This is a genomic window from Leptothoe sp. PORK10 BA2, assembly GCF_034932105.1.
In the GTDB taxonomy this organism is placed as follows: Bacteria; Cyanobacteriota; Cyanobacteriia; order Phormidesmidales; family Phormidesmidaceae; genus Leptothoe.
Genome location: NZ_JAYGIG010000125.1, coordinates 1 through 14,350, shown reverse-complemented (window position 1 = coordinate 14,350; position 14,350 = coordinate 1). Strand labels below are relative to the sequence as shown.

Below are 14,350 nucleotides of genomic sequence, written 5' to 3'. Positions count from 1 at the left end.
TTCCATACATAAAAAGCGAGAATAATGCCAATGAGTGATTCGGTATACCAAGTCTTGCTGATCGATGATGATGACGATGACTACATTGTTACCCGAGACTTGCTGCAGGAAGCAGAACAGGCGTCATTTGAGTTAACCTGGGTAGATACTTTCCAGGCTGGCTTGGAAGCCCTACATGCCGATCGCCATGATGTTTATTTATTGGACTATCGCTTAGGGGCAGAAACTGGGTTAGATCTATTGCAATCTGCAGTAGAGTCCGGTCTATGTAAACCGATCATTCTTTTGACCGGGCTAGGCAACTACGATATCGATCGCCAATGTATGGCCATGGGGGCTTCAGATTATTTAGTCAAAGGTGACCCATCATTGACGGGCCCACTCCTAGAACGTTCGATCCTACATGCGATAGAGCGGGCCCAGGCTGCTGCAGAAATACGCTTATTAACCCACGTACTTCAGAGCATTCACGATGGGGTGTATATGGCCACTGAAGGGGGGGAGTTACTGTTCCTTAACCAATCTCTTAGACAACTCTGTGCCCACCCAGACAAATCGACATCGGGGCAAATGCTAAACCCACTTCAGCACCCAATATTGCAACAACTCCTAGCCCAGGGCAATCAAAACCAAGACAGTCGGCCAAAAAAGTCTTCTATATTCAAAACTGAACTATCTCTAAAGTCTTCTATGGGACTAGACCGGACGGTCTTGTTATCTGAGTCATGGGTAAAAGCTCAACAACAAACCTTACGATTTGGCATGATTCATGATATTACCGAACGTAAGCGAGCTGAACTAGAGCGAGATCGTTTTTTCAACCTCGCTATCGATTTATTATTTATTGCCGACGAAGACGGTATATTTAGGCGCATCAACCCCTCATGGTCTGATGCGTTGGGGTATACCGCTGATGACTTGTTAGGCCAATCTTTCTGGCAATTCATGCTGCCAGAAGAGCGGGACAATAGACAGGATTTACAGGAGGCCTTGGCCCAGGGACAAGAAATTAATGCGATGGAAGTCCAAATTCGAGCAAAAGATGGAACATATCAGTGGATAGCCTGGAATCTAGTACCATTTCCCCAAGAGAAATTGCTGTACGGCAGCGGGCGTGATATTTCTCAGCGTAAAGCTTCAGAAGCCCGTTTAACTTACGAAACATTGCATGATCGCCTAACAGGTTTGGATAACCGGGCCTGTTGTTTAAACCGTTTAGAGCTGGCAATCGAGCATCAAAAACGGAAGCCCGATGAACATTTTGCCGTTTTGTTTGTGGATCTCGATAACTTTAAGCATATCAATGATAGCCTTGGACATCTCGTCGGCGATCAGCTTTTGATTCAGGTTTCCCAAAGACTGAAGGAAATGGTCAGAGGGATAGACGGGGTGGCGCGATTGGGAGGGGATGAGTTTCTCATTCTACTAGAAAAGCTAGAGACCGTGCACGATGCCTTAAAGACGGTGTATCGTCTGCAAAGTGAGTTACAAAAACCGTTTCAATTGGAGTCTCGGGAAATTTTTACCAGCGCCAGTATTGGTGTTGTCTTTTCCAATGAATCGTATCAATCTGTTGATGACATTATCCGCGATGCTGATATTGCTATGTATCGGGCCAAAGGTCAGGGAAAAGCAGGCTATGCCCTGTTTGATCAAACCATGTATCTGCAAACCCTACGTTTAGCAGAAACTGAAACAGATTTACGTAGGGCTGTTAATAGGCAAGAGTTCTGCTTATATTATCAACCCCTGGTTAATTTGCAACACCCCCATCGGCTTGAAGGCTTTGAGGTTTTATTGCGCTGGGAGCACCCGGAAAAGGGGATGATCCCAGCATCTGAATTTATCCCTATTGCTGAGGATACAAGGCAGATTAATCGCATCGGGGATTGGGTTTTACGGAAAGCTTGCGCGCAATTAAAAGCTTGGCAGGCCGAGGGGAAAGCTACAACAGATTTATACCTCAGTGTAAATCTTTCTGGACAACAGTTTCGAGATCCATCTCTGATTAATACCCTGGATACTATCTTGGCAGAGACTCAATTAGATCCACAATGTCTAAAATTAGAAATCACTGAAAGTAGTCTGATTCACGATATCCAGGCGGCTACCGAAATCATGGAGTTGATTCGCAGCCGAGGCATTGAACTTAGTCTTGATGATTTTGGGACTGGGTTTTCCTCTCTGCGATATTTACAGCAATTTCCCATCAGTACAATCAAAATTGATCGTTCTTTTGTGAATAGATTGAATGATAGCGATCGCAACCTTAGAATTACTCGTGCCATTATCAATCTAGCCAAAGCGTTGGAGTTTAAGACGATTGCAGAAGGTGTGGAAACCCATGAGCAGTTAGCTGTGTTACAGGGGCTTGCCTGTGATGCGAGCCAGGGATATTTATTTTCTAAACCCTTGCCAGCCCTGCAGTTGGAAAATTATCTAGCCCAAAGCAGGGTCAATACTCAGTAAGATCTACTTGTCTGTATGTTCTTGTCGCTGCAGGATTTTAGCGCCACACAATATCTCGATACATCTGTGGATCCGTATCTCCCTCGGTTGAAAACAACAGGACTTTTGATTCGAACGTTAAATTTAGCGCTTGCTTAACGTCAAAAAAGTCGGCATTTGACAGTATTTCAAACAGTGTGCCAAGGGTGACAGCCCCTGACTCTCCAGATATGATGCGCTGATCGCCGGTTAAGGGATTTCCCAGCACCTTCATGCCCCTGCGCGCCACGTCATCGGAACATATGAGGAATGCACTGGCAGCTGACTTTAATAGGGCCCATCCTAGATGGCTGGGTTCTCCACAGGCCAGACCCGCCATGATTGTGGGTAAATCTCCTTGCACCCTCACAAGTCGATTGTGAGTTTTGGATTCAAACAGACATGGAGCGCCTTGGGGCTCTACCACCACAAATCTAGGCATAGGGCGGTCAGATATATGGCAAAGACGGGCCAGGATGCCTGCCGCCAATGAGCCGACACCGGCTTGTACAAATACATGGGTAGGCCAGATATCTGGCTCTTGATGGAGATATTCAGTGATTAAGGTGCTGTAACCCTGCATGATGTGGGTGGGTACTTCTTCGTATCCGTCCCAGGATGTGTCCTGTAGAAGTATCCAGCCTTCTGCCTGGGCTTTTTGAGCGGCATAGAGCACGGTGTCATCGTAATTTAAGGTTGTGATGGATGCGTTGGCTCCATAGTTTCTGATGGCGTTTAATCGTGCGGGAGAAGAACCTTTTGGCAGATATACAACAGATTTACAGCCTAATAGGTTGGCGGCCCAGGCGACCGCTCTGCCGTGGTTGCCATCTGTGGCGGTGACAAAGGTACTATGCTTGTATTTAGACTTTTCAGAAACTATATGACTAAACGTCAATTCATCCTTGTTTAGCTTGAGTAGTTTGCCTAGGTGTTTTGCGATCGCATAACTCGCCCCCAGCCCCTTAAAGGAGTTTAGACCCAAGCGGTAACTTTCATCCTTTACCAAAATTTCACCGATGCCCAAGTGGTTAGCCAGTTGTGACAGTTTGACAAGGGGCGTAGGAGAATAATTGGGGAGACTGCGATGAAATTTACTGACATGGTGAGTGTTGTCATCATTAGCAAAGGCAAATAAGGCGGACTCAAGCTTCTCGGCCACGTTTTGTACCTGATAAGAAATTGCAGCGTTATCCATGGCTAGTCACTCAATAATCCTGATCATACCCATCATTTTGTCCTCACCAGATGCTGTTGTAACCATAACTCATCCGATGGATGACAGGCATTTTACCTATCATATGGGCATGACTCAGGTTTTATTGGTTAAGCCCAAGCTCTTTTTGCTTCTTTTTGGTTAAACCCAATGAAACGATACGATGCGACTCTTTCAGGTAATCCTTTAGCGGCTCATCTGTATCTTCAAGGGCTTCATATTGCTGTATCCACTTCATGCCACGAGCAGCCATGTAGGGGGCAGGTCTGAAACCAGGTTCATCTCGCAAAAGTTCGAAAGTCAATTCTGAAACCTTAAAGGTGAAGGCAGGCTGATCATTTTGTCCCCAACCTCCGATGGCAAATACTTTACCACCTACTTTCCACACATGGGAGTCTCCCCACTGCATGACATAGGATGTTGCCGCTAACGAACGACAAAAGTCATTGAATTCATCGTAGGTCATATAGGTATCCTCTTGACTCGCAACGGCTCAGATCACTAGCGGGATCAAGGGACATTCAAGCAAGCGCAAAGGAGGCCTCGGTACCTGAAGCATAATTGGGATAACCTACTGACATTACTCAGGTAGGCTCAGGAGCTTGGGCTACCATAGTTGCGGATCTCTCAAAGATGGAACACAGCTCAGTTTAGCAGACGCAGGAAAAGTGTTGCCATCCTTTAAGGACTTGGCTTGCCAGCCAAAAGAATATTTAAGTTGATAGGGTGGAACGTACTCAGAGGCAAAGCCAGGGTCGAAACCAAACCTACTGTAATATTGAGGGCTGCCATAGACAAAAACAATATCTACGGCGAGTTGTAATAGGTGCTGCATGCCCGCCTCAACCAAACCCGTCCCTATTCCTTGCTTTTGAAATTGCGGATGCACAGCGAGAGGGGCCAATAAGTATCCTTGGAATTTGTCAGTATTGATGTCAGATACAGGGCTGAAGGCAATGTGACCCATGACGATGTGATCGGTTTCTGCAACAAAGGCAAATGTTTCAGGAGTTGTCTTTTCTGCAAGTAAATTGACGGCAAGGGCAGCCACAGCCTCGCGTTCTTCCTCAGGGAAAGCTGAGAGATGAAGACACCTAATACTGTCACGGTCTAGGAGTGATGCCAGTCGGATGTGCATAATGGATTGATAAAAAATTGATCATTCTAACCTCAATGATAAAACTGGATCAGGATGTTCAACTATCAGTGACCAACGCTATACTTTCTCAGATATCCCTGAAACGTTCTTAGTACCAAACGCCAACATATTGTAATTTTTGACTACCCAGATGCCTAGAATCCTCACTGTGGGAGCGGCTCAGATTGGTCCCATTGCCCGTGACGAACCTCGCAGTACAGTTGTACAACGCCTGATTGTTCTGATGAAACAGGCCCACGCCAGGGGCTGTAATTTGGTTGTCTATCCCGAACTGGCCCTGACTACATTTTTTCCCCGGTGGTATATCGAAGATCCTGCAGAGGTGGAATACTTCTTTGAAACAGCCATGCCCAATGCAGCCACCCAACCATTATTCGATTTGGCTCAGCAGTTAGGCATTGGTTTTTATTTAGGCTATGCCGAACAGGTCGTTGAGCAGGGTTCTGTGCACCGTTACAACACCGCTATCTTGGTCGACCAGGCAGGGAAAATTGTTGGCAAGTATCGCAAAATTCACCTCCCTGGCCATAGCGAATATGAGCCCCACCGCGCTTTTCAACACTTAGAAAAGCGCTACTTTGAAGTGGGTGATTTGGGCTTTCCAGTGTGGCGAGCCTTTGGTGGCATCATGGGTTTATGCATCTGCAATGATCGTCGCTGGCCTGAAACCTATCGGGTCATGGGGCTGCAAGGGGTGGAGATGGTGCTGCTGGGCTATAACACGCCGCAACATAACCCCCATGACCCCAGCAGTGACCACCTAAACCACTTCCATAATCTGTTGTCGATGCAAGCAGGAGCCTACCAGAATGGTACCTGGGTGGTTGGAGTCGCCAAAGCGGGTCGAGAAGAGGGCTGCGACCTGATCGGCGATAGCTGCATCATTGCCCCGTCCGGTGAAATTGTGGCAAAAGCCCACACCGTAGAGGATGAACTCATTGTTGCCAGCTGTAACCTGGATGCAGGGATACCCTACAAGACTACAATCTTCAATTTTGCCGCCCATCGTAGACCAGAACATTACCAGCGCATTTGCCAGCAAATTTAGGGCTCAGTTTGAGCCCTTGGTATAAAACAGACGGAACCCACAAGAAATGAAACGCCTTCTGTCAGGTGTATTAGGGCCATGGGAGAAAAGTGAGTGGCCAGTTCAAAAACGGCATCAACCACAAATAGACTTGAGCCAAATACAAATAAATAGCCTGCCAATAACATGCGCCTTTCCATGGGGGAGATATCTCCTAAATCAAACTTTGTTCGTGGTCACACCTGAAATACTACAGGAACTCGCCTATAGCAAGTAAACTAACTCCAAATATTCAATCGGGAGCAGAAGGTATACCAATACTCGTAGATACTGTGAATTAGAAATTGATCTATATCGAGGATGCATTTTTCAATGAATAACCCTATCTTTCAGCAAGCTCAGTCCTCCCTCATTCGTTATGGTGGAGAGTTTTCTACCTTTTTAGCCCACCGGGCTGAGGGCTGTTTTATCTATGATCGAGCAGGCCGTCGAGTGCTTGATTTCACCTCAGGACAGATGAGTGCCATCCTGGGCCATGGTCACCCTGATATTGTTGAGACGGTTTGTAACTCCATTGGCACCCTTGACCACCTTTTTAGTGGCATGCTGTCGGAGCCCGTAGTGGGATTAGCAGACGCCCTGGTTGAACTGACACCCCCCGGCCTGGATCGGGTTTTACTCCTAAGCACAGGGGCAGAATCTAACGAAGCGGCCCTGAAAATGGCACGTCTGGCCACCGGTGGCTATGAAGTTGTCGGATTTGCCCAATCCTGGCACGGGATGACTAGCGGGGCTGCTGCTGCTACCTATTCAGCAGGGCGACGCGGGTATGGACCGATGGGAGTCGGCGGCATGGCGATCATGGCCCCCAACCTATACCGACCCACCTTTGGGAGTGCTGACACTTACTATGACTGGCGGGCTGAACTGGACTATGGGTTTGACCTGATTGATCGCCAATCAACCGGTGCCCTAGCAGCTTTTATCGTTGAGCCGATCCTCAGCTCCGGTGGAATTCTTGTCCTGCCTGACGGGTATTTGCAAGCCCTTAAAGGCCACTGCGAGGCGCGGGGCATGATGCTGATTATCGATGAAGCTCAAACCGGCCTGGGTCGCACTGGCGAAATGTTTGCGTTTTCTAGGGATGGCATTGTTCCAGACTTTCTAACGCTGTCTAAAACTCTGGGGGCAGGATTGCCATTGGCTGCTGTTTTGACCTCCGCCGAAACGGAGCAGCTATGTCACGAACGAGGTTTTCTCTTTTACACCACCCATGTCTCCGATCCGCTGCCCGCATCGGTTGGTTTAACGGTTTTAAACATTTTGCTGCGGGATCGTCTGACTGAGAGGGTACAGGTCGTCGGAAACCGCTTAAAAACCGGTCTTAAGTCCCTGCAAGATGAGTTTGACTGCATTGGTGATGTCCGCGGTCGGGGTTTGCTACTGGGTATGGAAATCGTCCGCGATAAAGAGTCTAAAGCCCCTGCCCCCGATTTAGGTGCTCGTATCACCCATAAAGCCTTAGAACTTGGCTTAAGCATGAACATCACGAGTTTGCCCGGCATGGGAGGCGTGTTCCGGATTGCCCCTCCTCTAATAGTCACCGATGAGGAAATTGACCTTGGTCTATCAATCATGCACAGTGCAATTTCTGCAGGGCTGAAGGCCAGTTAGCAGTAGGGTGGGCACGGCTCACCAGCCCTATATGTAGCCACATTCGAGCTGATGGGAATGGATAGATGAGGAGCATGATCGAATCGATTGGGTCTGTCAGTGGGAGGCCAAAAAGGTTGAGTTAAGAGGGTGTTGGCCTATGGCTGAATAGGTTGGAGAGTAAGAGGTTGGCCTGCACCATAAGTTTTGGCGAGCACTGTCCCCCTGGTTGCTCAATCCACGTTTGGATTATCTTGGCCCTGGTTTTGGTATTCAGTAACCTTGTAAGTAGCTAACGCTTGTTGCACCATCTGACTTGTTGTAGTGTGTGGAAACATGCGGTAGCTTGGGGCGATGATCTCCTCAATGGCCGTTGGTTCAACCTCGATCACTGCAGGAATTGGAAACGTATCGCCTACCAATTGGGCTAAATTAGCCTTCTGCTCAGGATAGCGATCATGGGATTCTCGGAGAATCTTAGCTATTCCCCGGACTTTGTGTCCTTTTTGGGTAAATACATCAATAAAGCTCAGGCACACAAGCGGGTTGCTTTCAATGTTTCGCACTGTTTGGGGTGAGGCTATGTGTGCGACGATGATCCTCCCGTTTCCATCGTGCATAAATACCTCTTTTGGAGATACGTTGGGGCTTCCATCGGGGGCAATGGTTGCAAGCCAGCACAACACGCTGGATTCTATTGATTGGGAAACTTCTGCGGTAATCATGGCTATTTACTTCGAACCTCGACTTCAAAAACAATTGTAGATACTGTTCTGACTACGCTTGCGATTCACTTGTGGTTAACATAGATAGATATCAATAGACTTTAGACTTCAAGCTACAGCTTTATTATAGAGAACCTATACTCCATGGAGGTTTTCAAGGTTTCCCTGATCTCTATATAAAGTAGGTTAAATAAAATAGGTTAAGTAGGAGGTATGATTACCTGGCTGGTCGACTAGACTAAAGTGAAGAGACAGATCAACAATTTGAGGGAAGGCTTTTATAATGGCTCCAAGCCCCATATCGCCCTAGCCAGCTATACATAATCATTACAGCAAAATGTTCTCCTATGAAAGCGCTGATTATTCAACTAGTAGCCTGACGCCGGATGCTGCTCAGCATAACCAGGCGGTAGAAACTCTGGTAGCGATGGTTTATCAAGAGCTGCGGTCTCAGGTAGTTCTGCACAGTATCAGGCCCCATGACCCCATCCAAGTACAGTACGTTCCTGAACCTTGGCAGCTCCTGGGTACTGGCAACTATGCTGCAGTATTTGTGCATCCTGAGTATCCCAACCTGGTGGTCAAAATTTATGCCTCAGGTCGTTCTGGGTTTGAAGCAGAGGTGGAGGTCTATCGTAAAATTGGGCACCATCCTACCTTTTCTCAATGCTTCTATGCACAAGATAATTTTTTGATTCTCAAGCGGTTGCGGGGAGTAACCCTGTATAACTGTTTACATAGGGGGATGCGTATTCCTAGACAGGTTATTCTCGATATTGATAAAGGCTTAGAATATGCTCGCAGCCGTGGGTTGCGGCCCCATGATGTGCATGGCAAAAATGTCATGATGCAAGAGGGACGTGGTTTAGTGGTTGATATTTCGGACTTTCTTCGAGAGGGTTCTGGTTCTGCCTGGGATGATCTGAAAAAGTTTTACTATTGGGTCTATCGTCCTTTTCTCTCGCCTTTGAGAATTCGTATTCCTTTGGGTTTGTTGGATATTACTCGCGGTATTTATCGATTGATTCGTAGTTTACTAAAGCGAAAAGCTTAGGGGACCGTGTAAAAGATGATGTTATTGGGGCAGGATCAAGAACAGATAATTAGTGACTATTCCTGCATACCTGACTTTCTGGACGAGCACAATTCAGATGCTGTCATCAGAGAACCCATAATGTTCCGATGAAAAATTGAGACAAAAGTTAAGGTAATCTAAAAATTTTTAGTGCATTTGACAAACATCTATTTCAACCTGACGTATAGTAAGGCCTTCTAACGAAGAGGTGTTTCTAATGTCAAAGCCATTACGTTATCTGTTAGCAGTTCTGTTACCTCCTGTGGGTGTTTTTCTCACCTACGGTCTGAGTATTTCCCTTCTAATCAGTATTGTTTTGACATTGTTGGGTTGGTTGCCAGGCAGTATGTATGCTGTGTGGGCATTGGTAAAACATGATGAGAACGTTGGTGAAACAACCTAAGCTTTGCCTAATAACTGTTCTCTAGCAGTGGCGGTATTCGTGTTATTGCGATCTGTCAATTATTGTATTCTATCGGGAGACATCAGATGATTGGCTTTTTATTTACAACGTTACTGACAGCCCTCAGTCTGTTAATGGTGGATTTAATTGTCCCAGGGGTTGACATTGCCACCTTTGCCTCTGCCCTATTGGCAGCACTGTCCATTGGCTTTGTTAACGGTGGCATTCGGCCTATACTTTCTTTTCTCTCTTTCCCTATCACGTTCTTGACGCTTGGTATTTTTGCCTTGGTGGTTAATGGCTTTTGTTTTTGGCTGGCGGCGCTGGTCGTACCGGGTTTTAGCGTGCATGGCCTACTTGCCTTTTTCCTGGCACCCATCGTCTTTTCCATGGTGAGCACGCTTTTAGGTAAGTACATTGCGGAAAAGGGCTTGAATTTCCCATTTTTCCAAGGCAGTAAAGATACTGCTTTGACTCCTGGGGAATAGTTCACCTGCCATCCATCGATAAATCGTGGTAAATAGAGCAACTGTAGGGTGCGTTCATCAACGCACCCCTTTCGAGAATGTCGCTCTAAACAGTGTTGATATGCATTAAAGATTGAATGGATGATCTCTCAATCACAACAAAACGAAGAGCAGTTAATCATTCGTCTCTCCTGACCTAGTAACTTGCTCTCTTGATGGTAAGTCTGTAATACGAGATTCAATTATATTTTGTAATTGATCGATTATTTGTTCCCGATTCGGTTTTTCGCGCTGTAACTCTAATATTAATTGATCAACTCGATCTCGTGCCTGCCGATTAGTACGCCAGTTGTTCTCAAAGCTTAGCGATCCAACTAACGTTGTGACAACCGCTGACGATGCAGCAAGTATCGCTGCAATATCATTACGTGAAACCTGCTTCTCTCCTTGCTCTGGTAGAAAGTCTAGATTTACAACCACTGCTGCACTTGCGCTTAGGAAAGCACTAGCTACCAGTAAAAAACGATAGCTAAGTATCCAGTAGAGAGTTTGTTTGCGGTATCTTTTTGCGTATTCTTGAAGTTTGCCTCTAAGCGGATCTTCTTGCGGCTTTAAAGTGCTTGTCATCTTTTCATACCTTGTCCAGCTACCGGCTAAGCTAAGAGGTTGCCAATGTTTTTAAGTGTAGCCGATATTTTGGGCTCAATCCGCTTCAGCGAGGTTGTTCGGGGGCACCTTTGGGGCGGGGTTGGCGCGATCGCAAAGCGCTGACTGGTCAGTTCGCAACCCCAGCAATACACGATCCCCCTTCGCTAATCACCCCAGGGGATCTGCCGATACCTGTAGGGGCTGTGGCAATTGATCAACCCCTTACAGAACTTAACCTTCGCGAGTTGGCAGACCTCGCTAACCCACCGAGCACACTCGGGTCTTGAGCAATCAGGGATCGCAACCCATGAGCCATTGCTCTAACGCTGATGGGCGATGACAATTGGCCTGGGGTTTTCAGGACTCAACCTATATGGTTCACAACTACTTTTGGGACAGTGGCGGTTGGGTATTGCTGAATAGGATTCAGATTCGGCGATGGGGGCGATTGCGCCTGAGCCGATATCCCTCTTTTCGATCCCTCTCGCTCCGGGTGCAGCCGAACGACAAAACGCAGCAGCGTTAGATAAATTTGAATTCAGTACCAGCGGCTTTCGTCCGTCTGCCTCAGTGCCTATTATTGTTATGCGGCATCTTTAAAAGATGCTTTCAATTCAGCATGGTTTAACAGACTTATAATCCTAACTAATTCTTCCATTTATTCTCTTTCTCCTACATTGGCTTCTAGACGTGGCTTTTTCAACAACAATACAACTCCTACTAACAGCATAACTATTGTAATTAAACGCCCTACCCTTAAGCCTATCAACGTATTTGAACTTATAAACAGTTTAAGGACTGCTGCTGTTGAGAACGAATTCACTATGCCTTCAATTGCTGCGAAAATATATAAGCCATAGACAATAATTACAAACCATTTTGCCCATAACTTCTCCTGAACAATTCCTACTATCCCAAGAATTCCAGCCAACACAATAGCAACTGAACGGAACACTTCTATAGCAGGTATATCAGTTTTATATACATCAAATGTAGCAAATACCACGAAACTAATTGAGCCGAGAGTGGTCAGCACTAGACAAGTTAGGTTGTACCATTTTGCAGCTTTGGTATATGCCCTTGCCCTCATATGATTACTCATCATTTACCTTCCAAAAAATATGTCTGACAAGCAAGTTACTGCAAATTGCAACTGCCCTATCGGCGACCCTAAACTACTGTCCTATCAATAACCTTACAGTAGCTTGATGCTGAACGCTAACAGATGCTCTCAAGGCTATCGCCTTTACTGTTGCCGGGTTAATAACTGGCCCTCATATTCCCTGGTAAAGCAGACAATGATTGAGGTTTTGTGAAACTATGCTGAAGCCGGTGACTAAAGCACACACCGAGCTGAATATCCCATAGGCAAAAGATTTACTTGATATCAGGTAGTTTGTTGAGATGTTGTTGTACCCAGAGTGCGGCTTGAGTGCGATCGCTTACTTCTAGCTCGTTCAAAATGCGACTAATGTGGTTTTTCACAGTGCCATGGGCCAGATGGAGAATTTGAGCCATTTCCTGATTTGTTTTTCCTTGCCCCAATAGTTGTAGAATCTCCAGTTCGCGATCGCTAAACCGATGCTGATACTCTGCGTTAGCGGGTAGAGACATGGAATTGAGCTGAGCAAACAGTTTGGGTGCGATGGTCGGTCCCAGTTGGCTATAGCCCTGGTTTAAAGTACGAATGGCTGCCGCGACCTGTTTTGAGGTAGCACTCTTGAGGATATAGCCCAATGCCCCAGCCTGAAGCGATCGCCAGATGTATTCATCTTGATCAAAGGTGGTCAGAACCAGAATGCGAATCCAGGGAAAGCGCTGATGAATGTCTCGGGTGGCAACAACGCCATCACAAATTGGCATTTGCACGTCCATTAGGACAATGTCGGGTTGCAATTCTTCTGCCAGGGCGATCGCCCTTTGTCCGTCACCCGCCTGCCCGACAACCTCCAAGTCATCTTCCAAGCTCAGCAACGCTGCCAACCCCTGGCGAAACATCTCTTGATCATCTACCAGTAACAGTCGAATCATATAGTAGTACTAGATGATGTGTGAGATGGTTTGTGAGCAGTGGCACCCCTCACAAACCATTCAAGATTGCTATAGCGGAGCCATCACCCGAATTCGAGTGCCTTTTCCGATCGCACTGATGATCTGCAATTGACCACCCAGCAGATGTACCCTCTCCTGCATTCCTTTCAGCCCATAGCCATTGTAAGGCAAGGTTGGATCAAATCCTTGACCATCATCTTCTAGCTCTAAAAAAATGGCTTCTGAAGTTATCTGGCTGCGTAAGTGAATCCTACTGGCATGGGCATGTTTCTGGATATTGGTGAACCCCTCTTGGACAACGCAATACAATTGGTGACTAGTTTGCAGGGTCAGAGGGGGTAAATTGACCTCGACATGAATGGTGAAGGTGTGAGTCTGCCGGACTTGATCAATCAGCTTTTGTAACGCCGTGGTTAAATTAAACTCCTCCCGCACCGTCTGGACAGCTTGCCGTACGGCTTCTAAACATTGACTTGCCAGTTGCCGAGCGTTATTGAGGGCTTGATTCGCATGATCAGGATTCCGTTGCCCCATTGCCTGTGCCAACTCCAATTGAATGTTGAGGGTCGTCAGGGAGTGACCGAGAGAGTCATGAATGTCACGAGCAATGCGCGATCGCTCCAGGGCCGCCGCTAAGGATTCAATTTCCTGACTGAGGGCTTCTGCCCGCTGACGGCTACGGCGTTCTGCCACAATAACAAAACCCAGCAAGATCACAAACAAGCTAATTCCAATGTACTGGATCAGGCTACTGACAACCATGACTTGAGGCTGATACAGTTCTTCCCAATGATTGGGACGGATGATTTCAGCAAACTGTTCACTCAATAATGGCAGCGTCCAGAGAACGGTGAATAAATAACCAACTCCAGTGCTGATAACCGTAAAAAAGACTTCCCGGCGACTCAACAAAAAGCAGCTTTTAATCAAAAAAAAGTAAAGTAGGATATCAAAGTCAATCCAAAGCAGTTGAGCAATCAGGATTAATACAATTTCGATCGCAACATAAACCCGCCGCTGCCAATGAGGACGCTCAAGGGGAAAGATAAAACTGAGGACGAAAAAAAGAACAATGAATATTGCAGCTTTGAAAAATAGATTGGGCAAGAGCTGGATCTTATAAAAATACTGATCGATCCCGTAGAGCAGTAACATCATCAGCAGTAATGCCCACTCGGCATACCGCAGTGTTCGTTGAAGAGAGGAGGAGGGGAGGGTAAGTGAGTTCATTAAATTTGACTGCAATAATCGACCATGCCATAACAACTAGCTATACCTTGTAACTGTTCCAGGAGTCAATCGTAACAATGACAACGCAGCAATTATAAATTCAAAATGTAATATTTGATACAGACGCGCGTGCCCAGTAAATGGGTTTTAAGAAATAGTTGAAACCTAGCGTGTGGGTCGGGTGCATCTCTATGGAAAATATCGGCAT

The 14,350-nt window shown here is 46.5% G+C and carries 14 protein-coding genes; 6 read left to right on the top strand and 8 right to left on the bottom strand.

The annotated features are described in order from the left end of the window. Positions 1-30: 30 nt before the first annotated feature. Positions 31-2,469, top strand: coding sequence for an EAL domain-containing protein (locus VB741_RS19820; RefSeq protein ID WP_323366932.1), 2,439 nt, complete (start codon positions 31-33; stop codon positions 2,467-2,469). 37 nt (positions 2,470-2,506) lie between these two features. On the opposite strand, the gene VB741_RS19815 is transcribed toward VB741_RS19820, so the two are convergent. The 3 genes from VB741_RS19815 to VB741_RS19805 all read right to left on the bottom strand — a co-directional run bounded on the left by VB741_RS19815 (position 2,507) and on the right by VB741_RS19805 (position 4,841). Continuing rightward, entirely contained in the window at positions 2,507-3,685 is a 1,179-nt protein-coding gene (locus VB741_RS19815) for a diaminopropionate ammonia-lyase (RefSeq protein ID WP_323366931.1), read from the bottom strand. A gap of 121 nt (positions 3,686-3,806) precedes the next feature. Then, positions 3,807-4,169 (bottom strand): MmcQ/YjbR family DNA-binding protein, encoded by a 363-nt coding sequence (locus VB741_RS19810; protein WP_323366930.1) that lies wholly within the window; start codon positions 4,167-4,169, stop codon positions 3,807-3,809. Between the two features lie 141 nt (positions 4,170-4,310). Continuing rightward, positions 4,311-4,841, bottom strand: a complete 531-nt coding sequence (locus VB741_RS19805; protein ID WP_323366929.1) for a GNAT family N-acetyltransferase — start codon at positions 4,839-4,841, stop codon at positions 4,311-4,313. Between the two features lie 151 nt (positions 4,842-4,992). Here VB741_RS19805 and VB741_RS19800 point away from each other — a divergent pair, with 151 nt between their 5' ends. Both VB741_RS19800 and VB741_RS19795 read left to right on the top strand, forming a co-directional pair. After that, complete coding sequence (locus VB741_RS19800) at positions 4,993-5,910, top strand: N-carbamoyl-D-amino-acid hydrolase (protein WP_323366928.1); 918 nt, start codon at positions 4,993-4,995, stop codon at positions 5,908-5,910. Positions 5,911-6,249: 339 nt separating this feature from the next. Next, on the top strand, positions 6,250-7,563 hold the full coding sequence (locus tag VB741_RS19795; protein WP_442786404.1) for an aspartate aminotransferase family protein: 1,314 nt from the start codon (positions 6,250-6,252) through the stop codon (positions 7,561-7,563). A gap of 212 nt (positions 7,564-7,775) precedes the next feature. On the opposite strand, the gene VB741_RS19790 is transcribed toward VB741_RS19795, so the two are convergent. After that, positions 7,776-8,267, bottom strand: coding sequence for a pyridoxamine 5'-phosphate oxidase family protein (locus tag VB741_RS19790; protein ID WP_323366926.1), 492 nt, complete (start codon positions 8,265-8,267; stop codon positions 7,776-7,778). A gap of 427 nt (positions 8,268-8,694) precedes the next feature. On the opposite strand from VB741_RS19790, the gene VB741_RS19785 reads away from it, so the two are divergent. From VB741_RS19785 to VB741_RS19775, 3 genes are all read left to right on the top strand, one after another. Next, positions 8,695-9,321, top strand: coding sequence for a serine/threonine protein kinase (locus tag VB741_RS19785; protein ID WP_442786405.1), 627 nt, complete (start codon positions 8,695-8,697; stop codon positions 9,319-9,321). A 238-nt stretch (positions 9,322-9,559) separates the two neighbouring features. Beyond that, entirely contained in the window at positions 9,560-9,745 is a 186-nt protein-coding gene (locus VB741_RS19780) for a YqaE/Pmp3 family membrane protein (protein WP_323366924.1), read from the top strand. An 86-nt stretch (positions 9,746-9,831) separates the two neighbouring features. Beyond that, positions 9,832-10,233, top strand: a complete 402-nt coding sequence (locus VB741_RS19775) for a phage holin family protein (RefSeq protein ID WP_323366923.1) — start codon at positions 9,832-9,834, stop codon at positions 10,231-10,233. Positions 10,234-10,386: 153 nt separating this feature from the next. On the opposite strand, the gene VB741_RS19770 is transcribed toward VB741_RS19775, so the two are convergent. The 4 genes from VB741_RS19770 to VB741_RS19755 all read right to left on the bottom strand — a co-directional run bounded on the left by VB741_RS19770 (position 10,387) and on the right by VB741_RS19755 (position 14,142). Beyond that, the gene (locus VB741_RS19770) at positions 10,387-10,839 is read right to left on the bottom strand and encodes an SLATT domain-containing protein (protein ID WP_323366922.1); all 453 of its coding nucleotides are present in this window, start codon (positions 10,837-10,839) and stop codon (positions 10,387-10,389) included. 679 nt (positions 10,840-11,518) lie between these two features. Then, positions 11,519-11,965, bottom strand: a complete 447-nt coding sequence (locus VB741_RS19765; RefSeq protein WP_323366921.1) for a hypothetical protein — start codon at positions 11,963-11,965, stop codon at positions 11,519-11,521. A 272-nt stretch (positions 11,966-12,237) separates the two neighbouring features. Beyond that, the gene (locus tag VB741_RS19760; RefSeq protein ID WP_323366920.1) at positions 12,238-12,891 is read right to left on the bottom strand and encodes a response regulator transcription factor; all 654 of its coding nucleotides are present in this window, start codon (positions 12,889-12,891) and stop codon (positions 12,238-12,240) included. A gap of 69 nt (positions 12,892-12,960) precedes the next feature. Further along, on the bottom strand, positions 12,961-14,142 hold the full coding sequence (locus VB741_RS19755; RefSeq protein ID WP_323366919.1) for a sensor histidine kinase: 1,182 nt from the start codon (positions 14,140-14,142) through the stop codon (positions 12,961-12,963). Positions 14,143-14,350: the final 208 nt, after the last annotated feature.

Coding starts and splice junctions, on each gene's coding strand:
- VB741_RS19820 (WP_323366932.1), top strand. CDS start 31: ATGAGTGATTCGGTATACCAAGTCTTGCTGATCGATGATGATGACGAT.
- VB741_RS19815 (WP_323366931.1), bottom strand. CDS start 3,685: ATGGATAACGCTGCAATTTCTTATCAGGTACAAAACGTGGCCGAGAAG.
- VB741_RS19810 (WP_323366930.1), bottom strand. CDS start 4,169: ATGACCTACGATGAATTCAATGACTTTTGTCGTTCGTTAGCGGCAACA.
- VB741_RS19805 (WP_323366929.1), bottom strand. CDS start 4,841: ATGCACATCCGACTGGCATCACTCCTAGACCGTGACAGTATTAGGTGT.
- VB741_RS19800 (WP_323366928.1), top strand. CDS start 4,993: ATGCCTAGAATCCTCACTGTGGGAGCGGCTCAGATTGGTCCCATTGCC.
- VB741_RS19795 (WP_442786404.1), top strand. CDS start 6,250: ATGCATTTTTCAATGAATAACCCTATCTTTCAGCAAGCTCAGTCCTCC.
- VB741_RS19790 (WP_323366926.1), bottom strand. CDS start 8,267: ATGATTACCGCAGAAGTTTCCCAATCAATAGAATCCAGCGTGTTGTGC.
- VB741_RS19785 (WP_442786405.1), top strand. CDS start 8,695: ATGGTTTATCAAGAGCTGCGGTCTCAGGTAGTTCTGCACAGTATCAGG.
- VB741_RS19780 (WP_323366924.1), top strand. CDS start 9,560: ATGTCAAAGCCATTACGTTATCTGTTAGCAGTTCTGTTACCTCCTGTG.
- VB741_RS19775 (WP_323366923.1), top strand. CDS start 9,832: ATGATTGGCTTTTTATTTACAACGTTACTGACAGCCCTCAGTCTGTTA.
- VB741_RS19770 (WP_323366922.1), bottom strand. CDS start 10,839: ATGACAAGCACTTTAAAGCCGCAAGAAGATCCGCTTAGAGGCAAACTT.
- VB741_RS19765 (WP_323366921.1), bottom strand. CDS start 11,965: ATGATGAGTAATCATATGAGGGCAAGGGCATATACCAAAGCTGCAAAA.
- VB741_RS19760 (WP_323366920.1), bottom strand. CDS start 12,891: ATGATTCGACTGTTACTGGTAGATGATCAAGAGATGTTTCGCCAGGGG.
- VB741_RS19755 (WP_323366919.1), bottom strand. CDS start 14,142: ATGAACTCACTTACCCTCCCCTCCTCCTCTCTTCAACGAACACTGCGG.